23 protein-coding genes and 1 tRNA gene are annotated in these 22458 nt (G+C 69.6%); 7 read left to right on the forward strand and 17 right to left on the reverse strand.

The features are described from left to right. Positions 1–8: 8 nt before the first annotated feature. The 3 genes from K6T84_RS22720 to K6T84_RS22730 form a co-directional block, all read right to left on the reverse strand. The gene (locus K6T84_RS22720; RefSeq protein ID WP_225400830.1) at positions 9–404 is read right to left on the reverse strand and encodes a hypothetical protein; all 396 of its coding nucleotides are present in this window, start codon (positions 402–404) and stop codon (positions 9–11) included. Next, positions 401–1396 (reverse strand): DNA adenine methylase, encoded by a 996-nt coding sequence (locus K6T84_RS22725; RefSeq protein ID WP_225400831.1) that lies wholly within the window; start codon positions 1394–1396, stop codon positions 401–403. Before K6T84_RS22725 ends, K6T84_RS22720 begins: the two co-directional genes overlap by 4 nt. A gap of 427 nt (positions 1397–1823) precedes the next feature. Then, entirely contained in the window at positions 1824–2051 is a 228-nt protein-coding gene (locus tag K6T84_RS22730) for a type 2 periplasmic-binding domain-containing protein (protein ID WP_225400832.1), read from the reverse strand. A 94-nt stretch (positions 2052–2145) separates the two neighbouring features. Between K6T84_RS22730 and K6T84_RS22735 the strand changes: the two genes are divergently transcribed. Continuing rightward, the gene (locus K6T84_RS22735) at positions 2146–2742 is read left to right on the forward strand and encodes a helix-turn-helix transcriptional regulator (protein WP_225400833.1); all 597 of its coding nucleotides are present in this window, start codon (positions 2146–2148) and stop codon (positions 2740–2742) included. Beyond that, on the forward strand, positions 2735–3955 hold the full coding sequence (locus K6T84_RS22740; protein ID WP_225400834.1) for a tyrosine-type recombinase/integrase: 1221 nt from the start codon (positions 2735–2737) through the stop codon (positions 3953–3955). The genes K6T84_RS22735 and K6T84_RS22740 overlap by 8 nt, the downstream gene beginning before the upstream one ends. Before the next feature lie 26 nt (positions 3956–3981). Here K6T84_RS22740 and K6T84_RS22745 read toward each other — a convergent pair. Together K6T84_RS22745 and K6T84_RS22750 are read right to left on the reverse strand one after the other, a co-directional pair. Then, positions 3982–4054 (reverse strand) — tRNA-Thr (locus tag K6T84_RS22745). Between the two features lie 29 nt (positions 4055–4083). Continuing rightward, positions 4084–5307, reverse strand: a complete 1224-nt coding sequence (locus tag K6T84_RS22750; RefSeq protein ID WP_224863217.1) for a DNA polymerase III subunit delta' — start codon at positions 5305–5307, stop codon at positions 4084–4086. A gap of 83 nt (positions 5308–5390) precedes the next feature. Between K6T84_RS22750 and K6T84_RS22755 the strand changes: the two genes are divergently transcribed. Further along, on the forward strand, positions 5391–6983 hold the full coding sequence (locus K6T84_RS22755) for an adenylate/guanylate cyclase domain-containing protein (RefSeq protein WP_408066171.1): 1593 nt from the start codon (positions 5391–5393) through the stop codon (positions 6981–6983). A 1-nt stretch (position 6984) separates the two neighbouring features. Here K6T84_RS22755 and topA read toward each other — a convergent pair whose 3' ends face one another. From topA to K6T84_RS22770, 3 genes are all read right to left on the reverse strand, one after another. Further along, a complete protein-coding gene (gene topA, locus K6T84_RS22760; RefSeq protein ID WP_225400835.1) occupies positions 6985–9804 on the reverse strand; it encodes a type I DNA topoisomerase in 2820 nt (939 codons plus the stop codon). A gap of 121 nt (positions 9805–9925) precedes the next feature. Beyond that, complete coding sequence (locus tag K6T84_RS22765; protein WP_224863221.1) at positions 9926–10531, reverse strand: hypothetical protein; 606 nt, start codon at positions 10529–10531, stop codon at positions 9926–9928. A gap of 93 nt (positions 10532–10624) precedes the next feature. Beyond that, positions 10625–10828, reverse strand: coding sequence for a cold-shock protein (locus K6T84_RS22770; RefSeq protein ID WP_005138711.1), 204 nt, complete (start codon positions 10826–10828; stop codon positions 10625–10627). A gap of 243 nt (positions 10829–11071) precedes the next feature. Between K6T84_RS22770 and sftH the strand changes: the two genes are divergently transcribed. Further along, the gene (gene sftH / locus K6T84_RS22775) at positions 11072–13423 is read left to right on the forward strand and encodes a DNA 3'-5' helicase SftH (protein WP_225400836.1); all 2352 of its coding nucleotides are present in this window, start codon (positions 11072–11074) and stop codon (positions 13421–13423) included. 314 nt (positions 13424–13737) lie between these two features. Here the strand turns inward: sftH and K6T84_RS22780 are convergent, their stop codons facing one another. Beyond that, positions 13738–14457 (reverse strand): cutinase family protein, encoded by a 720-nt coding sequence (locus tag K6T84_RS22780; protein ID WP_408066172.1) that lies wholly within the window; start codon positions 14455–14457, stop codon positions 13738–13740. A gap of 82 nt (positions 14458–14539) precedes the next feature. On the opposite strand from K6T84_RS22780, the gene K6T84_RS22785 reads away from it, so the two are divergent. After that, entirely contained in the window at positions 14540–15037 is a 498-nt protein-coding gene (locus K6T84_RS22785) for a MarR family winged helix-turn-helix transcriptional regulator (protein WP_224863225.1), read from the forward strand. Here K6T84_RS22785 and K6T84_RS22790 read toward each other — a convergent pair. The 7 genes from K6T84_RS22790 to ssd all read right to left on the reverse strand — a co-directional run bounded on the left by K6T84_RS22790 (position 15034) and on the right by ssd (position 19577). Further along, positions 15034–15375: an Rv3654c family TadE-like protein gene (locus K6T84_RS22790; RefSeq protein WP_224863226.1), complete on the reverse strand. Its 342-nt coding sequence runs from the start codon at positions 15373–15375 to the stop codon at positions 15034–15036. The genes K6T84_RS22785 and K6T84_RS22790 overlap by 4 nt on opposite strands. Further along, complete coding sequence (locus tag K6T84_RS22795; RefSeq protein ID WP_225400837.1) at positions 15372–15716, reverse strand: TadE family type IV pilus minor pilin; 345 nt, start codon at positions 15714–15716, stop codon at positions 15372–15374. The genes K6T84_RS22790 and K6T84_RS22795 overlap by 4 nt, the downstream gene beginning before the upstream one ends. Beyond that, positions 15716–15883, reverse strand: a complete 168-nt coding sequence (locus K6T84_RS22800) for a DUF4244 domain-containing protein (protein WP_224866023.1) — start codon at positions 15881–15883, stop codon at positions 15716–15718. Before K6T84_RS22800 ends, K6T84_RS22795 begins: the two co-directional genes overlap by 1 nt. Positions 15884–15995: 112 nt before the next feature. Further along, positions 15996–16583 carry a type II secretion system F family protein gene (locus tag K6T84_RS22805; RefSeq protein WP_224863230.1) on the reverse strand — a complete coding sequence of 196 codons (588 nt, stop codon included), beginning with the start codon at positions 16581–16583 and terminating at the stop codon, positions 15996–15998. Beyond that, positions 16580–17365 carry a type II secretion system F family protein gene (locus K6T84_RS22810; RefSeq protein WP_225400838.1) on the reverse strand — a complete coding sequence of 262 codons (786 nt, stop codon included), beginning with the start codon at positions 17363–17365 and terminating at the stop codon, positions 16580–16582. Before K6T84_RS22810 ends, K6T84_RS22805 begins: the two co-directional genes overlap by 4 nt. Beyond that, complete coding sequence (locus tag K6T84_RS22815) at positions 17362–18540, reverse strand: TadA family conjugal transfer-associated ATPase (RefSeq protein ID WP_224863234.1); 1179 nt, start codon at positions 18538–18540, stop codon at positions 17362–17364. The genes K6T84_RS22810 and K6T84_RS22815 overlap by 4 nt, the downstream gene beginning before the upstream one ends. Beyond that, positions 18537–19577, reverse strand: a complete 1041-nt coding sequence (gene ssd, locus K6T84_RS22820; protein WP_225402074.1) for a septum site-determining protein Ssd — start codon at positions 19575–19577, stop codon at positions 18537–18539. Before ssd ends, K6T84_RS22815 begins: the two co-directional genes overlap by 4 nt. Positions 19578–20025: 448 nt before the next feature. On the opposite strand from ssd, the gene K6T84_RS22825 reads away from it, so the two are divergent. Next, the gene (locus tag K6T84_RS22825) at positions 20026–20892 is read left to right on the forward strand and encodes an HAD-IB family hydrolase (protein ID WP_408066173.1); all 867 of its coding nucleotides are present in this window, start codon (positions 20026–20028) and stop codon (positions 20890–20892) included. A 418-nt stretch (positions 20893–21310) separates the two neighbouring features. Here the strand turns inward: K6T84_RS22825 and K6T84_RS22830 are convergent, their stop codons facing one another. Continuing rightward, a complete protein-coding gene (locus K6T84_RS22830; RefSeq protein WP_408066174.1) occupies positions 21311–22099 on the reverse strand; it encodes an oxidoreductase in 789 nt (262 codons plus the stop codon). Between the two features lie 2 nt (positions 22100–22101). Between K6T84_RS22830 and K6T84_RS22835 the strand changes: the two genes are divergently transcribed. Then, the coding region (locus tag K6T84_RS22835) for an acetyl-coenzyme A synthetase N-terminal domain-containing protein (protein ID WP_329786894.1) at positions 22102–22458 on the forward strand (357 nt) is incomplete at its 3' end.

The following is a 22458-nucleotide window of genomic DNA, read 5'->3' on the forward strand; positions in this document are numbered from 1 at the left end:
GCCCACTTTCATGCCGCCCCACCGAGGGTCATCCACAGGTTCTGATCATTGCTCACTTCGTCGAACGGGCGACCACTGTTGGTGGCGTCGCGGACGACGGCGAGGCGGGTCTGCACCAGCTCGGCCTCGTTCGGTAGGGAGGCGGTCCCGCGCACTCGAAGCAGAATCAGCTCCTCATCCCCGAGGACGAATCCGTCACCGGTCTGGTCGCCCGCGGCTGCCAGCAGGAAGCCGCCGAGGGGCACACCGCCGGCCTCGGACTTACGGAAGTCGTCAGTGAGGACAATGGCGCGGCTGTAGTCGAGGTTGTAGATGCCGCCGATCGACGGGCAGTCGGCGTTGATCAGCACGGCCAACTTGTGGGCCGCCTTCGTCTTGTTCTCGACGGTGTCCAAGAAGCTCACGGGATCGGCCTTTCGCGCACAGTCGGGTCGTTGGGCAGGTTGGTGAACAGAACCTCGCGGCCGGGTACGGCGCTGCTGCGCGTTCCGGTCATCGTGTAGTGGTGCACGACCCTGTACTCGTGGATGTCGCCGAGACCCCGGTAGCAGCCGAGGGCCAGCGGTTCGGTGTCATAGGACAGGATCCAGCGGTGGCTTGTACCGCGGAGATGTTCTGCGAGTTGGCGGTGCTCGTACTCATCGAAGGCGAGGTCGTAGAGGCGGTCGGCTTTCTCGATGTAGGGCGGATCGAGGTAGAAGATCGTCTCCTTCGGCTCGTACTCAGCGGCATGCCACCGTGCGTGATCGAGGGTGCCCTGCCAGCGTGACGAGAGAACGTCGACGATGCGTCCCTCTTTCGCCAGGCTGTACACGTTGAGGATCCGTTCGGCGATGGCGTCCTTGTTGAACCGGCAGTCGATCCGATAATCGGACTCCTGCGCTCGGCCGCCGATCGGCCCCGCGCGTCCGCCGATGATCCCGGAGAACGTCGTCCGGTTCAGAAACAGGCACTTCAACGCCTTTTTGCGACTCGACCGCGGGCGCATGTTTCGCCACCGGTCCCATTCATCGACGGTTACCTCCAACTTGCGCATGTCCTTGACCAGCGCGTCGCCGTTGGTCGTCGCCTCGTACCAGAACGCGGCGACGAGTGGATCGAAGTCGGCCAGCAGTACCCGCTCCACCGCATCCTGTGCCAGCAGGCCCAACGACACGCTCGCACCTCCGCAGAACGGCTCGACCAAAAGCTTCGGCGGTGGTTCATTGGCGTCGATCAGCTGGCGGATGGCCGGCACCATCTTCCGTTTCGACCCGGGGTACCGCAGCGGTGACATCGAAGCCAGCGGTAGTTGCGCGCGGGTCCCCTCCAACAGTGGCGGTTCGGTGACAACGGCCAGGTGGCGCCCCCTTCTGTTGGGCGGGACGTCGTCGACTGTCGCCAGTGATCTGCTCACCACATCCCTCACTCACAGAGCGGCACCTTCGCCAGACAACCCATTCGCGGCGAGTCTAGGTCTCGGTACCGACATGACGGGACGCGGCGCGCCAGAAATGCGGCCGCCAGCAGCTGCTGTACCTGGGCATTGTTGCGCGGATGGCAGATTCACCCCTATTGCGGACGCCTCGCTGATCCCGGCGTCAAGACGGCCCGGGTGATACTCGTCGCGCACAAGCCCATCGAGCGTATGAAGTGACCGGCGGACAAGGGTCCGTCAGAAGCAGTCGTGCTTTCCCGGCGCCACCTCCGCAGGAGACACGCGCTGTCGACGGGCACGGGACACGCGGGATGATGCGCGCACCACGGCCGTCCGGGTCGCCTGAATCCTCCAGAGCCATGCAGGTGTCAGCCCAAAGCCTGCCCATATCGGCACCGAGTTGGGGTCAAGCGGCGTCGGCGTCGCCGGTGATGCCGAGCAGTTCACGCAAAGGTGGCGTGGGCACGATCACCCGCGCACCCATGCGGATGAACGGCACCGGAAAAGTGCCATCGGCAATGCGTCGGCTGGCCGTGGAGTGGGATACGTCAAGTGCAACGGCGACAACGGTCAGGTTGACCGCTGTCTTACTTCGGATCTGCTCGGCCGCTTCTGCCGGGGTCGGAATGTACATCGAGGGGCCTTTCTGCAACAGATGCAAGAACTACTTACTACTGAAAGGATGCCACATATGCACGTCGGATGCAAGTAGTGTTACCATCTGTGATATGTTCGATGGTTTCGGCCGCGCGTTTGGGGCGCAAGTCCGGGTATTGCGCGAGGTAGCGGGCGCCACCCAGGACCAGCTGGCACGCGCCATCTCTCGCACGGCTACCGGCGTGCGGTGGACACGCGCCCGGCTCGGTCAAGTCGAATCCGGCAATGGCACACCAGATCTGGCGTCGATGTACGCCGTGGCGATGGCCTTGCACCAGCTGTCCGGACACCCGGTCCGGCTCGCCGACCTGCTCCCGGAATCGTCGAAGGACCGCGGCGTCAAGCTGCTCCGCTCGGCACTATCAGGGCAGCCGGTACAGAGTCCCCGCGCCACCCCACCGGACCCCGATCCGCGCGACGAGCCCGGTTGGGGCCAAGTCGAGGACCGGATTGCGGCTGAACTCGGCCCGGGTTCCGAGGCGTTCATCGTCACGGCCGCGCGAAAGCTGTACGGGCGCATGGGCAGTGAAGAACGCGATGGCCGCGCCGGTGCCGGAGCGACGCCGCAGAAGCGCGGCCGGGAGGCCCGCCACGTCATCACCGAACTACTCGCCGCGACGCAGCAGGAGATGGCCGAGTCCCCCACGGAAGGGGATGGCGATGGGTAGGCCACGCCTGGAGATCGGGACATTCGGCGACATCAACACCCAACTGTTGGCCAACGGACACTGGAAGGCCCGCGCCCGTTTTCGCGACCGCGACGGCGTGACCCGCGAGGTCAAGGCCGTGGCCGCCACCGAGGCGAAGGCCAAGGCCAAGCTGCGCGGCGCCTTGAAGGACCGCCGCCGCGGCCCCGCCGGCACCGACGACGAACTGACCCCGGAATCCACCGTCGCGGACCTGCTCACCCACTGGATCGCCACCTGCCGCGCCGACACCGCCCTGGCCCGCACCAACGGCGCCCGGCCACGCAAAACCGAGGACACGCTGGACGGCTACGAACGGGTCATCGACAAGATTCTGATCCCGGCGCTGCGGGCCGTCCGGCTGCGCGAACTGACCACGCAGCGCGTCGACCGCCACCTGCGTTCCTGCACGCCCGTCAGCGCAGCCCGCGACTCCCGCACCGTGCTGTCCCAGGCGTGCAAGATGGCCGTCGCCTACGGAGCACTCGACTACTCCCCCGTCGCCGCCGCCTACACCCCGCCCCGGTCGGCACCCAAGCCGCGCGCCCTCACCCCTGCCGACGCCGTGGAGATGCGGCGAAGAATCGTGAAATGGCAGGGCGGCGGATCGAAACGCGGACCGGCACGCGGGTATGACCGGCTGCGCATCTTCGACGTGCTGCTGGCCACCGGCGCCCGCATCGGCGAAGTGCTCGCACTCACCTGGGAGGACATCCACGGTCTCGACGGTGACGATCCCGTCACCGTGTACATCGGCCACCGGCTCGACAAGAAGTCCCACCGGATGACCGGACGCAAAGCCGGCGGCGATCCGTACACCGTCACCATCCCGGAGTTCGGCGCGGCTGCCTTGCGGGAACAACGGGCACTGGGGATCCCGTTCGACCCGGTGTTCCCGACCCGCCGCGGCACACACCAGTCCGAGGCCAACGTCCGCACCCACTGGCGCGCCATCCGCGGCGAAGACTTCAAGTGGGTTGTCCCGCATTCGATCCGCAAGTCCGTCGTCACCGCGGTGGAACGCTCGATGGGGCTGGAAGCCGCGGCCCGGCAGGCCGGGCACAGCAGCAGCGAGATCACCCGCCGGCACTACGTGGAACGGTCAGTGACGGTGCCCGACTACACCGCCGCCCTGGACGAATATTCGCGCCCTATCCGCGCCCTACAGGCCGCCAAAGAGCAACAGGCGGGGTGATTACCCCGCCTGACCTGCACGTACGGAGCCACCTAGGAGAATCGAACTCCTGACCTATTCATTACGAGTGAATTGCTCTACCGACTGAGCTAAGGTGGCGCGCCCGGCGCAAACCGGGCCGGGTCAGTCTACAGGTCCGCCCGCAGCGCCTGCCCGATGGTGGCGACCATGGCCCCCACCGCGAAGCGCGGCTTGACATTGGTCGCCAGCGCCTCGCGGCATTCGAGCACCGCCTCGATGCAGCGCAACAGCCGATCCGGCGGGGCGTAGGCCGCCATCGAGGCCACCGCGTCGGCCATATCCGGATGGTTGGGCCTGGCCGCGCCCGCCCCCGACGCCACCATCAGGGCGTCCCGGAAGTAAGTGGCCAGGTCGATCAGGGCCCGGTCCATGGCATCACGCGATGCCCGGGTCTGCCGCGACTTCTGCCGGCGCTCCAGGCCCTTGATCACCCCGGCGGTGCCGCGCAGCGTCCCGGCGGTGCCCTTGCCGGTGCCGCCGGCGCCCAACGCGGTGCGCAGTTCCTCGGTCTCGGCCTCGGCACGATCGGCCGTCAGCTCGCGGGCCTCGGACTCCGCGGCGGCCACCAGCTCGTCGGCGGCGGTGAAGGCCCGCGCCGGGGTGGCCGCGTCACGCGCGAGCGCCAGCGCCCGCTGGCGGCGTTGGCGAGCGTCGGCGTCGGTGGCCAACCGCCGGGCCCGCCCCACATGCCCGCCGCTGATCGCGGCCGCCCAGTCGGCGGTCTCGGCGTCCAGACCGTCGGTGTCGACCAGCACCTGGGCGATGGCCCCCGGCGGCGGTGTCACCAGAGCCACGTGCCGGCACCGGGACCGCAGCGTGATCGCGATGTCCTCCGGGTCCACCGAGGGGGCGCACAGCAGGAACACCGTCGACGGCGGAGGCTCCTCGACGACCTTGAGCAGAGCGTTGCCCGCACCCTCGGTGAGCCGGTCGGCATCCTCGACCACCACGATCTGCCAGCGGCCGGTCCCCGGTCGCCGCGACGCCATCTGCACGATGGCACGCATCTCATCGACCCCGATGGACAGGCCGTCCGGCACCACCCGCCGCACGTCGGCGTGCGTGCCGGCCATCGCCGTGGTGCAGGCCCGGCACCACCCGCAGCCGGGTCCGCCGTCGGCGTCGTCGGTGGTGCACTGCAGCGCCGCGGCAAAACACAGCGCCGCGATGGATCGGCCCGAGCCGGGCGGGCCGGTGATCAGCCAGGCGTGTGACATACCGCCGGCGGTCATGCCGCTGTGAGCTGAATCATGCCGGGACGCACGGGCGGCGGCCAACAGTTCCGCTTCTACCGCCTGTTGGCCCACCAATCGCGCGAAAACCCCGGTCATCACCGGCCACAGTAACCGGTGGCCCCGACATCACAGCGAATAAGGACTCCGGCTTTTGTCGGCCCGCCGGATACGGTGTTCAGGTGAGCACCACCAGGACCCTGGGCGGGCGAATCAGCCGATTCGTCCGCTGGGTGGTCAGGACACCGTGGCCGGTGTTCACGCTGAGCATGTTGCAGGCCGACATCATCGGTTCGCTGTTCGTGTTCGGCTTCCTGCGCTTCGGTCTGCCCGAAGAGGACCGCATCAACCTGCAGGATCTGCCGCGATCCAACCTGATCATCTTCGGCCTCACCCTGCTGTTCCTGTTCGGCATCGGCTTCACGGTGAGCACCTCCCTGCTGATGCCGGTGTTCCGCTGGCAGCGCCGGGAGTCGATGCTGGCCGGGCCCGACCCCGAGCCCGAGGCCACCGAGCTGGCGCGGTCACGCGCGTTGCGGATGCCGTTCTACCGGTCGCTGATCAGCATCGGCTACTGGGCGGTGGGTGGGGTGGTGTTCGTCATCATCAGCTGGCCGGTGGTCAATGACGTTGTGCCGGTGGTGATCACCGCCACCGCACTCGGCGCGGCGGCCACCGCCATCATCGGCTATCTGCAATCCGAGCGGGTACTGCGCCCGGTGGCTGTGGCCGCACTGCGCGGCGGCGCACCGGAGAACCTGCGCGCGCCCGGGGTGATCCTGCGCCAACTGCTGACCTGGCTGCTGTCTACCGGGGTGCCGTTGGTGGCGATCGTGGTGTCGGTGCTGGCCGGCAAGGCGTCGCTGCTGAATGCCTCACCGGACAAGCTGTTCACCCCGATCCTGTTGATGGCGCTGGCCGCGCTGATCATCGGACTGTCCGGGACCGTGCTGGTGTCAATGTCGATCGCCGACCCGCTGCGCCAACTGCGCTGGGCGCTCGGCGAGGTGCAGCGCGGAAACTACAACGCGCACATGCAGATCTACGACGCCAGCGAGCTCGGTCTGCTGCAGGCCGGGTTCAACGACATGGTGCGCGACCTGGCCGAGCGGCAACGGCTGCGCGACCTGTTCGGACGCTACGTCGGCGAGGACGTCGCCCGCCGCGCCCTGGAACGCGGCACCGAACTGGGCGGCCAAGAGCGCGACGTCGCGGTGCTCTTCGTCGACCTCGTGGGTTCCACCGAGCTGGCCGCGACCCGGCCGCCGAGCGAAGTGGTCAACCTGCTCAACGAGTTCTTCCGGGTGGTCGTCGAGGCCGTCGGCCGGCACGGCGGATTCGTCAACAAGTTCCAGGGTGACGCCGCGCTGGCGATCTTCGGCGCCCCGATCGAGCATCCGGACGCCTCCAGCGCGGCGCTGGCCGCAGCCCGCGAACTGCACGACGGCCTGGTGCCCGTGCTGGGCTCCGAAGAGTTCGGTATCGGGGTGTCGACCGGGCGCGCCATCGCCGGCCACATCGGCGCCCGGGCTCGCTTCGAGTACACCGTTATCGGCGACCCGGTCAACGAGGCCGCCCGGTTGACCGAACTGGCCAAGATGGAGGACGGCCACGTGCTGGCTTCAGCGGTCACGGTCAGCGGCGCCGTCGACGCCGAGGCGTTATGCTGGGAGGTCGGCGAGATCGTCGAGCTACGCGGGCGCACCGCCCCTACCCAGCTGGCGCGACCATTGAAACTCGCTGCGGCCGAACCAGTTCCGGCCATCGCAGACTGAGTCAGCTCTTGGCGGCCTTCTTGGCCGGCGCCTTGCGGGTGGTTTTCTTCGCCGCGGTCTTCTTTGCCGCGGTCTTCTTCGCGGCCTTCTTGACCGGACCCCGCGCCCGCCGGTCGGCGAGCAGTTCGGCAGCACGCTCGTCGGTGATCGAGGCCACCTCGTCACCCTTGCGCAAGCTGGCGTTGGTCTCACCGTCGGTCACGTACGGCCCGAACCGGCCGTCCTTGATCACCATCGGCTTGCCGGACGCCGGGTCGGCGCCCAATTCGCGCAGCGGCGGAGCCGAAGCCGACTGGCGGCCACGGCGTTTCGGCTCGGCGTAGATCTTGAGTGCCTCGTCGAGGGTGATCTCGAAGATCTGTTCCTCGGTGGCCAGCGACCGAGAGTCGGTGCCGCGCTTCAGGTATGGACCGTAGCGGCCGTTCTGCGAGGTGATCTCTTCTCCGGTAGCCGGGTCCACACCGACCACCCGCGGCAGCGACAGCAGCTTCAAAGCGTCGTCGAGGGTGACGGTCTGCAGGTCCATGCTGCGCAGCAGGGAGCCAGTGCGCGGCTTGGGGCCGGTCGGTTTCTTGCCCTTTTTGGCGGTTACCCCAGGATCGTCGTCAGGCGGTGGCGGCAGCACCTCGGTGACGTACGGGCCGTACCGGCCGTCCTTGGCGACGATCTCATGCCCGGTCTCGGGGTCCACGCCCAGCGGGCGGCCCTCCTGCGGGGTGGCGAAGCGTTCCTCGGCCAACGCCAGGGTCAGCTCGTCGGGCGGCAGCGAGTCGTCCAGGTTGGCCCGCTGGGGAGTCGGCTCACCGTCATCGCCGGTGATCATGCGCTCCAGGTACGGACCGTTCTTGCCCACCCGCACATAGACCGGGCGGCCCTCGGCATCCTCGAACAGCCGGATCGAGTTGATCTCGCGGGCGTCGATGCCCTCCAGATTGACCCCGACCAGCTTCTTCAGGCCCCCGGCGCGCGAGATCGAGCCCTCCACGCCGTAGTCGCCGCCGAAGTAGAAGTTGTGCAGCCAGTCGGTGCGGCGCTGACGGCCGGCGGCGATCCCGTCGAGCTCGTCCTCCATGGCCGCGGTGAAGTCGTAGTCCACCAGCCGGCCGAAGTGCTGCTCCAACAGCCCGATCACCGCGAACGCCACCCAGGTCGGGACCAGCGCGCTGCCCTTCTTGTAGACGTAGCCGCGGTCCTGGATGGTCTTGATGATCGAGGAGTACGTCGAGGGCCGTCCGATGCCCAGCTCTTCGAGCGCCTTGACCAGCGAGGCCTCGGTGTAGCGGGCCGGCGGGTTGGTGGCGTGGCCGTCCGGGGTGAGCTCGGTGGCGTCCACCCGCTGGCCCTGGGTCAGCTGCGGCAGCCGCCGCTCGGCGTCGTCGGCCTCGCCGCCGGCCAGCTCGTCGACGGTCTCCACGTAGGCCTTGAGGAAGCCGGCGAAGGTGATGGTGCGCCCGCTGGCGGCGAACGTCACTTCGCTTGTTTGACCAAGGCGCTCGGCTGCTCCGCCGATCCGCAGGCTCAACGTGGTGCCGCGCGCATCGGCCATCTGCGAGGCGACCGTGCGCTGCCAGATCAGCTCGTAAAGCCGGAACTCGTCGCTGCCCAGCTCGTTGCGCACCGCGTCGGGGGTGGCGAAGGTCTCGCCGGCCGGGCGGATGGCCTCGTGGGCTTCCTGGGCGTTCTTGACCTTGCGGGTGTACTGCCGGGGCGTCGGCGAGACGTACTCCTCGCCGTAGAGCTGACGGGCCTGGGTGCGGGCGGCATCAATGGCCGACTGCGACAGCGTCGTCGAGTCGGTACGCATGTAGGTGATGTAGCCGTTCTCGTAGAGCCGCTGGGCGATGCTCATCGTCCGCTCGGCGGAGAACCGCAGCTTGCGGCCGGCCTCCTGCTGCAGCGTCGAGGTCATGAACGGTGCATAGGGCTTACGGGTGTAGGGCTTCTCCTCAACCGAGGTCACCGACAGCGACGAGCCGCGCAACCCGGCCGCCAGCGCGGTGGCCGCGCCCTCGTCGAGCACGGTGACTTCAGCCGGCTTCTTCAGCGCACCCAGCGAGTCGAAGTCCCGGCCGGTGGCCACCCGCAGGTTGTCCACCGAGACCAACCGCGCGCTGAAGGTTGGTGGCGATGCCGTCGGGTCGGAGACGCTGGCGTCGAGCTGGGCCACCACGTCCCAGTAGGAGGCGCTGCGAAACGCCATCCGTTCGCGTTCGCGGTCGACGATGATACGGGTCGCCACCGACTGGACCCGGCCGGCCGACAGCTTCGGTGCGACCTTCTTCCACAGCACCGGCGAGACCTCGTAACCGTACAGCCGGTCCAGGATGCGCCGGGTCTCCTGCGCGTCCACCAGGTCGTTGTCCAGGTCCCGCGGGTTCTCGGCGGCGGCCCGAATCGCCGGCTCGGTGATCTCGTGGAACACCATCCGCTTCACCGGGACGCGGGGTTTGAGGGTCTCCAGCAGATGCCAGGCGATCGCCTCGCCCTCCCGGTCACCATCTGTGGCCAGATAGAGCTCGTCGACGTCCTTGAGCAGTCCCTTGAGCTCGGTGACCGTGCTCTTCTTGTCCGGGCTGACGATATAAAGCGGCTCGAAGTCTGCGTCGACGTTGACGCCCAGGCGCGCCCACGGCTCGGTCTTGTACTTGGCCGGTACGTCGGCGGCGTTGCGAGGCAGGTCCCGGATGTGTCCGCGGGACGACTCCACGACGTAGTTACGGCCCAGGTAACCGGCGATTTTCCGTGCCTTGGTGGGCGACTCGACTATGACGAGTCGCCGAACGTCCCTATTGGGGCCGCTATCGCGATCAAGGTCAGCCAACTGCGCTTACGCTCCACTTCTGTCCGCACCCGCTGGTCACGCCGCCGGTGGACAACTGACAATCTCGCACCCGCGGCCGTGCAGATGCAAACCGGCATTCAGCGGAGAAATTGTCTCAGAGTTACCCCTGGTGACCCGCCATTGGTGTCCAGACACGCGGCCACTGGGTCAACGCGTCGGGACCATCGGGTGATTCCCCGACGTTCTCCACCAGCCGCGACAGCCTACGGCGGCCGCTGATCCGCAGTGCGGGATGGCTGCCGCGGGTGCCGATCAGGGTGGGCGCGATACCCACCCTCATCAACGCCGAAGCCAACGGCTCGAAGGTGTCCGGGGCATGCGGGTCCAGCCCTAGCAGGTACCGGTCGGAGTCCACGGCGCCGGCCGCCAGCGTCCAGGCCCGCAATTCACGGGGTCCGGGCAGCCAGTTGGCCGGCACGGTCTTCACCGCACCGCGGGTCCACTGCTCGGCCAGTCGCCGAAGCCCCGAATCCACCGCGGTGCGCACCAACGGGGTGTCCTCTTCGGTGCGGGTGATCTCAGGCTGAAGGCCCGCTTCGGCGATCAACTCGGCCAGCGCAACGGCACGCCACTGCGCATCGACGACGACCGACAGCCGCGCACCGCCTCCGGTCACCACGATCTGCCCCGGAGCCGCCAGCACTCCGGTGAGGTCGGCGACGCTGGGCGGTACCGACTCCGCAGAAAAGAAGGAAAGCTGACTCACATCACCGACCGTAGGCCGGTCGACCTAAACGAAACCCCCCGGCCGTGCTCCGCTGATGGGAGCTGCCCGGGGGGTGTCGTCAAATTCCGTGGCTCAGACGGCGCGGACGCCCGTGGCCTGGGGGCCCTTGGGGCTCTGCCCGACCTCGAACTCCACCCGCTGGTTCTCCTCGAGGGTGCGAAAGCCGCTTCCCTGGATCTCCGTGTAGTGGACAAACACGTCAGCCGAGCCGTCCTCTGGTGCGATGAAGCCGAAGCCCTTTTCCGCGTTGAACCACTTCACAGTTCCCTGTGGCATCTGTCGATCTTTCCTTACTCTTCTTGCTCGGTGCACAGCACCGTTGTCGGGGCACCGCATTTCGCTGCCCCGGGCCTGTTCCGGCCGCACTGCCCTCGCGGACACCGCGGCCGCAGCGACGACCGTCCATCAGTCAACCATGTTCAGCTCCCCGAGGACAGACTGCGGTGCACAAAGTCCTTGAGTGAGCGATACGCAATACTGCGGCGAAGTTCTGTGCGGGCGATGTGGAGACGAAAACCGATGGCAGCGAATTTCGGCGGTGAATTGCTGGCCGCCGCGCTGGCCGGCACCGAACCGGGCGAACATCCGCTGCGCCACGTCGCTGACCTGCCCGCTTCCGCCGGCGCGGTGGACTCCTGGCCGGACTGGGCCGCACCCGCGGTGATCGGCGCGTTCACCGGCCGCGGAATCGAGCTGCCGTGGTCGCACCAACTCGCCGCCGCCGAGCACGCCCACGCCGGGCGCGACGTGGTGATCAGCACCGGCACGGCGTCGGGCAAGTCGTTGGCCTATCAACTGCCCAGCCTGAACGCCCTGGTCGCCGATCCCCGTGCCCGGGTGCTGTACCTGTCACCGACCAAGGCGCTCGGCCATGACCAACTGCGCGCCGCCGGTGAACTGTGCGCGGCGGTGCCGGGCCTGGCCACCCCGGCGAGCGCGGTGGCACCCGCCGCCTACGACGGCGACACACCCGCCGAGATCCGCCGGTTCGCTCGGGAACGGTCTCGCTGGGTGTTCTCCAACCCGGACATGATCCACCTGTCGATGCTGCGCAACCATGCCCGCTGGGCGGTGTTCCTGCGGGGACTGCGTTTCGTGGTCGTCGACGAATGTCATTACTACCGAGGCATTTTCGGATCACATGTGGCGATGGTGCTGCGCCGGCTGCTGCGGTTGTGCGCCCGCTACTCGGGATCCGGGACAGGGCCGACGGTGATCTTCGCCAGCGCCACCACCGCCGCCCCGGGTGCCAGCGCGTCGAGGTTGATCGGCCGGCCGGTCGCCGAGGTGACCGAGGACGGCTCGCCGCACGGTGCGCGGACGGTGGCGCTGTGGGAGCCGGCGCTGCGCACCGACGTGACCGGGGAACACGGGGCTCCGGTGCGCCGCGCCGCCGGCACCGAGGCGGCCCGGGTGATGGCCGATCTGATCGCCGAGGGGGCGCGCACCCTGACCTTCGTCCGATCACGTCGCGGTGCCGAGGTCACCGCGCTGGCGGCCCGCACCCGGCTGGAGTCCATCGCGCCGGATCTGGTCGACAAGGTCGCGTCGTACCGGGCGGGTTATCTGGCCGAGGACCGCCGGGCCCTGGAACGGTCGCTGGCCGACGGCGAGCTGTACGGCCTGGCCACCACCAACGCCCTCGAGCTCGGGGTGGACATCGCCGGGCTGGACGCGGTGGTGATCGCCGGCTTCCCCGGCACGGTGAGCTCGTTCTGGCAGCAGGCCGGCCGGTCGGGCCGCCGCGGCCAGACGGCGCTGATCGTGCTGATCGCTCGCGACGACCCGCTGGACACCTATCTGGTGCACCATCCCGCCGCACTGCTGGACAAGCCGATCGAGCAGGTTGTGATCGACCCAGCCAACCCCTACGTGCTGGGCCCGCAGCTGCTTTGCGCAGCCACCGAACTTCCGCTGACGGTCACCGAGGTGCGGCAACTGGGGGCCGAGCAGGTGGCCGACGACCTGGTCGGCGAGGGAATGCTGCGCCCGCGGGCCGAGAAGTACTTCCCGGCGCCGGGCCTGGACCCGCATGCGGGCGTGGATATCCGGGGGTCGGCCGGCGGGCAGGTGGTGATCCTGGAAACCGACACCGGCCGGGCGCTGGGCAGCGTCGATGCCGGGCGGGCGCCGGCCACGGTGCACACCGGCGCGGTGTATCTGCATCAGGGCGAGAGCTATCTGGTCGATTCGCTGGACACCGAGCGCCAGATCGCGTTCGTGCACGCCGCGGACCCGGGTTATGCGACGTTTGCCCGCGAGATCACCGACATCGATGTGACGGGCCCGGGTGAACGCTCCTGGTTCGGTTCGGTGAGCCTGGGCCTGGTGCCGGTGACGGTGACCCACCAGATCGTCGGTTACCTGCGCCGGCTGCCGACCGGCGAGGTGCTGGACTTCGTCGAGTTGGACATGGCGCCGGCGACGCTGTCCACCACCGCGGTGGTCTACACGGTCGCTCCCGAGGCGCTGATCGGCCGCGGGATCACCGAGACGCGGATTCCGGGGGCGCTGCATGCCGCTGAGCACGCGGCGATCGGACTGCTTCCTCTGGTGGCCAGCTGTGATCGCGGCGATATCGGCGGATTGTCCACCGCGTTGGGGCCGGCAGCGCTCGGCGGGCTGCCGAGCGTCTTCGTCTACGACGGCCATCCGGGCGGAGCCGGATTCGCTGAGCGTGGATTCCGTTCGGCGGCAACCTGGTTGGAGGCCACTGCGGCGACGATCGAGTCCTGCGAATGCCCACACGGCTGCCCGTCGTGCGTGCAGTCACCCAAGTGCGGCAACGGTAACGATCCGTTGGACAAAGAAGGCGCGGTGCAGGTGCTGCGATTAGTGCTCGCCGAACTCGACGCCGCCGGCAGAAACTGACCCGCGGCAGGAGTCGGCCGACCCCCCGAACGGCCGACTCCACACAATGCCGCGGAGCGGCGAGCGAACGGCCGAAAAGCGATCCGTTCGACAGACCCGGCCCTAGGCCGGACGCGGCCGTAAGTTACCGGTAATTCCGAATCAGTGCAACTTCGAAACCGGGCCCCGGGCAACTCAAATCGGTGGAGCCGTCGCTGTCGACGCAGCTAGACGACCTTCGGCCGAACCATCTGCGATACCGCCCACGTGCGGATCGCTCGAGCACGTTCGGGGCGATGCCGGCCAGGAGACACGGACGGCGTACCGGGCTCAGCTCAGGCGCCGTGACGCCCGGCGATCTGGCGGGCAGCGAAGTCGGCGGCCTGATCGGCCATCCCGTTGGTCACGTACGCACTGTGCGCGCCGCGGTTGAGGGCGCCGGGCTGGCAGATCGGGTCCTCCGGAGCGCACAGGTCGATGGTCTTGCCGACGAAGGCGGGACCGATGACGATCGGCGGGGCGCCACGCTGCAGCACGCTGACGACGTTGGCCGACGGCTTGCCGAACAGGGCGACGGCGGCCACGTGGTCGGCCACCGCCGGCGCCAGGGGCCCGGTCAGCCCGGCCGGCAGCGCGTAGCCCGCGGGGACGGTGTCGCTGGTGGCATAGGCGCTCACCGCGGCGCCCTGCGAATAGCCGCCGAGCACGATGTCGGTGGCCGCGCAGCGGGCGGCCATGTCGTTGAGGTGGTTGCTGACGTCGGCGACGCCGTCGACGGCCCGGGCGAAGTCCACCGAGGCGGGATAGTTGACCGCGTAGACGTCGACGACCTGGCCGGGCAACCGGCCGCGCAGGGCGTCGACGAACGGGGTTCCGACCTTGCCGATGCCGGGGCCTTCGAAGGTTCCCCGGGCGAAGACCACCTCGACGTCGGGGCAATCGCTGGGCGTGACGGCGTTCGGGGCGGCCGAGGCCGTACCCACACCGAGTAGCGAGGCGGCACTCAAGGCGGCGGCCGCCATCGCCGCGAACAGCAGCCTTCGGAGGTTGCTCATGAACTTCCCCTCAAGATCGTTTGCGGGTTGCAAACTATCAGAATTGTATAGACCGTCGAAATATTCCCGTAGGCTGCAAAGTGTGAACGATCAGACAACACTCAACGATTCGTCCGCTATGGACGAATTGCTGAGCCCCCTGCTCGATTACCTGGCCCGACGGCTGCGTGCCGAGACCGAAGCCGATCTACGGCCGTTCGGCGTGAAGATCCGCCACGTGGTCGCGTTGACGGTGCTGCGCGACCTCGGTGAGCGCGCCCAGTCCCAGATGTCCGAAGCGCTCGGAATGGATGCTACCGGGATCGTGGCACTGCTCAACGACCTCGAGTCCCAGGGCCTGATCGAACGCCGCCGCGCAGCCCGGGATCGGCGCCGCCACAACGTGGTGATCACCGACGCGGGATGCCGCCGCCTCGCCGAGGTCCACCGTGCCATCGCCGGCCTGGAACAGCGGATATTCGGCCTCACCGCCCACGAGTCGACCATGCTGTATCAGCTGCTGCAGAAGGCCACCGCGTCGGCGGCCGGTGGACCCGCGGAACCCTTGGAATCCGTGGCCGGCGAGGACTGCCCGCGCTAACCAGAGGGCCCGGCCCGCGCCGTCGCGCGCACCTGCCCCAACCGCCGGCCGGGCAGTGCCACGGTGACGGTGACCACCACATCGAGTCCGTCCACCGCGCAGCCCACGCCGTCGGCACGGGTCATCGCGGCGGCCAGCCGTTCCGATGCCGTACACGCCGCCTGCGGCCCGGCGGGGATCGCAGCCGCACCGGCGAGTGCGGCCAGATCGGCGACCGACTGCGCCCGGTGCCGAGCGATCACCACCGACCCCAGCAGGAAGCCCCCACCGGTGACGGTCAGCAGCACCGCGACCATGGCGGCGGCGGCCACACTGGCCGCCCCGGCCTCTCCCCTCACGACGGCTCGGCGGCCGAGACCGCCTCGCCCCGGATCACCAGCCCCGGCAGCAGGGCGAGCCGGGCGGTGACGGTGGCGACCACCAAGCCGGCGTCCGAGCGCACCGCAAGCCCGGCGCCCTGCGGTGCAATGCGCCGGCCCGCCGCGATCCCGGCCGGGGTGTCTCCGCGGGCCGCGGCGCGGGCCACCTCTCGAGCAGCATCGATGCAGCGAACCTGGGTGGTGACCGCGGTCAGACCGGCCAGGCACAGCATCAACACCACCGTGAGGGCCGCCAGCGCGAACGCCGCCTCGACCGTGCTGGCGCCGGTGTCGTCGGCGAACCGGCGATGAACTCCCATCACACCTTGGTGTTCAGCGCACGCCCGATGACCCGGTTGAGCGCCGAGACGATCGAGTCGCCGGTGACCACCGTGTAGAGGATCGCGCCGAAGGCGGCCGCCGCGATCGTGCCGATGGCGTATTCCACGGTGGACATCCCGGACTCATCGGATGCCAGCAGCAGCAATCTGACTTGAAGGAAGCGAAACGTATTGCGTGCCTGCGATATTTGAGTCCTCACTGGTCCTCCTTGTGCATCACCCGTCAGGGTTCTCGCGGTCCGTCCGCGAAGCTTCTCCTCACAGCAGGCCCGACTGCAGCACCTCGCCGGCCAGGCCCGCCACCACCGGCACGATGCCCAGGCACACGAACGCCGGCAGGAAGCACAGCCCGAGCGGGCCGGCGATCAGCACGCCCGCCCGTTCGGCCGCAGCCGTGGCGGCATGCCCGGCGTCGTCGCGGCTCGCCTTGGCGAGCTCGCCGAGACCGGCGGCCAGCGCCGCCCCCGAGGTTCCGGACCGGCGGGCCAGCCGCAGCACCGCGGTCGTCGAGGGTTCCAGCGCATCGGTCGCAGACTCCGGCGGCGACCATGCGACAGCAGGATCAGCGCCCAGCGCCAACAGGTCCGCGCCGCGACGCAACACCGCCGCCAACTGAGGGGGCGCTGATCGGGCGGTGGCAGAGGCCGCACCCGACACCGGCATGCCCGCGGTCAGGCAGAGCGCGAACACGTCCAGGCCGGCCGCCAGCGCCAGTGCGTCGGTGCCCGGTGCCGCCGGCGATGCGGCCACCCGCACCGGCGGGGACATACCGGCGCGCACCCGCACGACCGAAGGTCCGGCCGCGGCCAGCACCGCGCCCGCCAGCAGTACCGTCGCGAGCATCATCGGCCGACTCCGGTGATCCGGTCCGCCCACAGCATCCCGGCGCAGACCAGGCTCACGCCCACCACCGCCAGCACCCCGCCCGAGCCCCCGAGCAGGAAGGCCAGCGGCCGCGCTCCCACCAGCTGGCCGAGCAGCACACCCAGCACCGGCAGGCAGCCCAAGATGGTCGCCGACGCCCGCGCACCCGCCATACCGGCATCCGCACGCGCTGAAAACCGTTGCCGTGCGGTGATATCGCGCTGCGCAGCCTGCATCAGGGTGGCCACCGCCAGGCCGTGCTCACCGGCCAGGCCCCAGTAGACGGCGAGGCGCTCCCAGTTCGCGGGCAGGGCCGACGAGCCGGCCGCGTACCGCAGGCCCGTCGCCACGTCGGCGCCCAGCCGCGCCCGCGCAACCACCCCGTGCAGACCCGCGGCCACCGCGGCATGGCCGGTCTCGGCGGCGGCAACGGCGAAGGCGCGCACCGGATGCGCTCCGACCCGCAGCTCTGCAACCAGGATGTCCAGCGCGGCTTCCAGGGCGTCGGACTCCGCCCGGGCGCGGCGCTCACGTATCCGGCGGCGGTACCGCAGGGCAGTGGTGACGGCGAGCACCGCAGCGGCCACGCAGGTACTGCCCGGCAGACACACCGCGGCCGCCAGCACGCCGCAGCCCGCGAGCATCACCAGAACCGCCCGCCCACCGCCGGCCGAGCGGTCGACGGGCCGCAGCCGGCGGCGCGGCGCGGCACCCAGCAGGACCGCTGCCGCCAGCGCAAGCGCCGCGACCGTCGCGCCGCTCACGACGGCATCCGATCCCGAAGCAGCGCTTCGAATTCCGCGGCGTGTTCGCTCAAACCCCGCTCCAGCTGCCACACCGACGCGGCCTGTACCCGCCCGGCGGCCCCGCGGCGCAGCAGCGCGATCTCGGTGAGTCGCCGGCGGCCGGTGCGATCGCGCCCGACGTGCAGCAGCACCTGGACGGCCGCCGCGAGTTGGCTGTGCAGTCCGGCACGGTCCAGCCCGCCTAGCGCGGCCAGCGCTTCGAGCCGGGCCGGCACCTCGGCGGGGCTGTTGGCATGCACCGTGCCGGCGCCGCCGTCGTGCCCGGTGTTCAGCGCGGCCAGCAGGTCGACCACTTCGGCGCCACGGACCTCACCGACCACCAGCCGGTCCGGTCGCATCCGCAGTGCCTGCCGGACCAGGTCGCGCAGCCCGACCGCACCGGCGCCCTCGACGTTGGCCGCGCGGGCCACCAGCCGAACCAGATGCGGGTGGCGTGGCTGCAGTTCCGGTGCATCCTCGACGCAGACCAGGCGCTCGTGCGCGTCGACGGCTCCCAGCATGGCCGCCAGCAGCGTGGTCTTTCCGGCGCCGGTGCCTCCGGAGACCAGGAATGCCAGCCGGGCGGCGATCACCTCAGCCAGCAACTCAGCCGCCACCGGGGCGATGGCGCCGACCGCACGTAGCGCGGCGATGTCCTGGGTGGCCGGCCGCAGCACCCGCAGCGACAGGCACGTCCCGCCGGCGGCTACCGGCGGCAGTATGGCGTGCAGCCGGACGCTGAATTCGCCCGCGGCGCCGCCACTGAAACCATCGAGCTGCCCGTCCACCCACGGTTGCGCGTCGTCCAACCGACGTCCGGCGGCCACCGCCAGCCGCTGGGCCAGCCGGCGTACGGACGCCTCGTCGGCGAATCGGATCTCGGTGCGCCGCAGTCCGGCTCCGTCGTCGACCCAGACCGCATCGGGAGCGGTGACCAGCACATCGGTGGTACCGGGGGCACCCAGCAGCGGCTCGAGTGGTCCGGCGCCGGTCAGCTCGGTCTGCAGCACCCGCAGGCTCGACAGCATCTCGGTCTCGCCGAGCACGCCACCGGATTCGGCGCGGATCGCCGCGGCCACCGCTTCGGGCCGCAGCTCCGCGGAGTATCCGGCAGCCAGCCGTTCACGGACCCGGTCGATCATCGAATCCTTCATGCCGCCTGAGCCTTTCGGCCGGCGACCAGTTCCAGGACCCGGGTGGCCGCTTGCGCCAGCGCGGACCGGCGACCGAGCCGCAGGCCGGCATGTTCGAGCCGCTCGGCCAGCTGCGGCTCGGCCCGCACCGCCGCCAGCAGCGGCAGCCCGACGATCTGGGCCACCTCGGTGGCACGCAGCCCGCCCGGGGCCGGCCCGCGGACCACCAGGCCGACGTTGGGGGTGACCGAACGCAGCCGCGGTGCGATCACCGCGCCGGCCGCGCAGGCCCGAACGTCGCACGGGCAGACCACCACCACGAGATCGGCGAGGCTCAGCGCGGTCTCGACCGGATCGGCCCATGCCCGGGGCAAGTCGCAGACCACGGTGACTCCGCCGCGTCGGCCCGCGTCCAAGACCGCGTCCACGGTCGGCGCGGCCACCTGGTGGCCCCGCTGCCGGATGCCGGAGAGCACGCTGACATCGCCGTGGCGGGGCAACGCCGCTCGCAGCGCGGGCCAGGTCAGCCGCCCACTGCGACGGGTCAGGTCGCCCCAGCGCAGACCGGCGACGTTCTCGGTGCCGGCCAGCAGGTCGATGCCTCCGCCCCAGGCGTCCAGATCGACCAGCAGGGCCTCTCCGGCGCGCTGCGCCAGGGCCGTCGCCATCAGTGATGCCCCGGCCCCGCCGCGCGCGCCGATCACCGCGATGACCGCGCCGCGGTGAGCACCGTCCGGTGTTGCCTCAGCCGCCTCGGCCAGCTCAGTCACCAGAGCGTCACCGTCGGTGGGCAGTGTCAGCACCCGCTGCGCCCCGATCGCTACGGCGGCCTGCCACGCGGGCGTTCCGGTGGGGTCCTCGGTGAGCACCAGGACGTGCACGCGGCGCGGCAGCCCGGCGGTCGAACAGCGCGCGGCACCGTCCTCGTCGAGCACCACCGCGGTGGCGGCCGCCCACGCGGTGCGAGTGGGCACAGTGGCACCCAGGTGGATCACCCGCAGCCCGGCGGCCGCGGCCACCCGGTCGACCTCGTCGCGCAGGGCGGGTTGGGCGACCAGGGCCAACAGTCCGGGGGTGTTGCTCACCCCGTCACGGTGGTGGGGCGCATTCGCCCGTGCCAGCCGGACTTGGCCAATTGTGGATGAAAAGATCCACTGTGGATGGGCCTGCGGTTTGTGCAGGACAACAAATCATCCGATTCAGATGTCTACGCCTCGGATTGGAACACGTTCCACTTGGAAGAATTCGGTTCCAGCGAAGAATAGTTAGCCCGGAAAAAGGACGACCCCCGCCAGGGGGGGAGGAGGCGGAGGTCGTCGTGCATCAACCCCGGGGGGTCGGGCCGATACACCCTCAGCATAAGCCGAGTGATGCCACTATACACACGAGAGGGCGGTCTGGCGCAAGTGTCCACACCAAATGGACTCGGTTCGTTGCGCCTGTCCTGAAGTGCACTTTCCCGGATATTGCCGGGACGAATGGCGGCGGCGGACCTATGCTGTACCGGTGACGGCTTCCGACCCGGGCACCCCGAATCCGCAGTCCCCGCGACCATCGGCGGAGCCGGTGCCACCGGACACGCGGACCCGTACCGCCGCCTTCCTGGACCTCGACCACACGGTGATCGCCAAGTCCAGCGCGCTGGCCTTCAGCAAACCTTTTATGGATCAGGGACTGATCAACCGTCGTACGGTTCTGAAGTCGAGCTACGCCCAATTCCTCATGCTGTTGTCCGGTGCCGACCACGACCAGATGGAGCGGATGCGCACCCATCTGACGAACATGTGCAAGGGGTGGGACGCCGAGCAGGTGAAGGCGATCGTCAACGAGACGATGCACGATGTCGTCACACCCCTGGTCTTCGCCGAGGCAGCCCAGCTGATCGCCGATCACAAGCTCTGCGGCCGAGACGTGGTGGTCGTCTCGGCCTCCGGTGAGGAGATCGTGGCGCCCATCGCCCGCGCCCTGGGCGCCACTCACGCCATGGCCACCCGGATGGTCGTCGCCGACGGCAAGTACACCGGCGAGATCGCGTTCTACTGCTACGGCGAGGGCAAGGTGCAGGCAATCCAGGAGTTGGCCGCCCGCGAGGGCTACCCGCTGGAGCACTGCTACGCCTACTCCGACTCGATCACCGACCTGCCGATGCTGCAGGCGGTGGGCCACCCCTCGGCGGTGAATCCGGACCGCGGGCTGCGCAAGGAGGCGCTCGCCAACGGGTGGCCGGTGCTCACTTTCTCCCGGCCGGTCTCGCTGCGCGACCGCCTTCCTGCCCCGTCCGGCGCTGCGGTGGCCACCACCGCAGCAGTCGGGATCAGCGCGATCGCGGCCGGGGCGCTGACGTATTCGCTGCTGCGCCGGCTCACCACCTGAGCCTCCAGCAAACCTCGGCGGTCACAATCCGATGACACCGGGCACGCCGATTGAGATTCACCCTTGCTGTGGCCTGCATCACGTAGTACAAAGGAAGCACGGAAGCCCGGTAAGGCCAGGGTCGACTCGGAAGAGAAGGATCGATCTCCCGAACCACGCTTCCCAGTGCGGATAGCGGTACCCACGCGGAGCCATAGCCGCGAAGATGGCAGAAGTGTTGCGGGCCTGCGTAATTGCGGAACGTGTTCGGATTTGTCAACCTCTTGGGTGGGGTTGCTCCCGAAGAACACCGCAGGAGCGCCGAGGCCACCCACGCAACCCACGTTGGACGCTTGGTAACCGTGTACCGCACTAGCGGGCGGCGAGCCGATTCATTCGGAACGCCGCCCGCTTCGTCTGTCCGGATCGGCCTGTCGACTCAACGCTTGGCGCCGGCCTCAGCAATCCCCAGCGCGTCCATCGCGCCGGCGTGCATCGCACCGCAGCACCCCAGCAGCCATCGGGTGACACCCTTGGGCGTCCCTCCCGCGAAATCGCGCGCCGCTTGGCGGTACTCACCGGATTTGCGCATCCAGGTGACCTCCGGAACGCCCAGTCCGCGGCGGTCCAGCCCGCTGGCGATGGTCACCAGCCGGGCCGCTCCCCGCGCGACCACTCCGTCGGCACTGCCGAACGGCGCCATGGTCAGCAGCTCTCCGTGCACCACCGCGGCAAACACCGGTGCTGCCACTTCGGTGCCGCCGGCGGCCAGGTCGGCGAGCATCTCCAGCCGGCGGCCGACGGCCTCGCCACCCTCCGGCCGGCCGAGGTGGTCTTCGTCGACCAGGTCAGCGGCGGCCAGCACATGCAGCCGGGCCAGCGCCTGCAGCGGGGCACGGCGCCAGACCTCGACCAGCGAGCCCTGCCCGCCCTCGAGTGCCTGGGCCACCCGCAGCGCACCGGCGAACACCGGATTCGCCGCGGCGGAGGCATCCACATTGGTGGGACCACCGTCGAGCACCGACGACGCCCGCGCCGCCCGCAACGACGCCTCCGCTGCGCTGACCGGCCAGCCGCGAACATTTGTCTTGTGACGCAGTGCGCGGGCCAGCTCGTCACGAACCTTCTCGCTGGCCTCGGCGACACCGGGCAACTGCAGCAGCGGGGCCAGTGGATCGTCTGCGGAAATCACGGGCTGGACACTACCGCCGAGAAGATTAGGCTCCATACGTGCCCGAGACCCACGCCGCGACACCATCGTCGTACCCGCCCTCCCCTGCCTTCGTCGCGCAGGCCAATGCGGGGCCCGAGCTGTACCGGGCGGCCGAGGCCGATCGCCTCGGATTCTGGGCGCAGCAGGCCAATCAGCTCAATTGGGCAACGCCGTTCACCGAGGTGCTGGACTACTCGCGGGCGCCGTTCGCGCGGTGGTTCGCCGACGGCCGGCTCAACGTCGCCTACAACTGCGTCGACCGCCATGTCGAGGCCGGCAACGGGGATCGGGTGGCGATCTTCTGGGAGGGCGAGCCCGTCGGCGGTTCAGCGAGCCTCGACGAAGGAGAGGCGAAGCTGGGACCGGCGCATGAG

This window comes from Mycobacterium zoologicum (genome assembly GCF_020181635.2).
GTDB classification, from domain to species: domain Bacteria; phylum Actinomycetota; class Actinomycetes; order Mycobacteriales; family Mycobacteriaceae; genus Mycobacterium; species Mycobacterium zoologicum.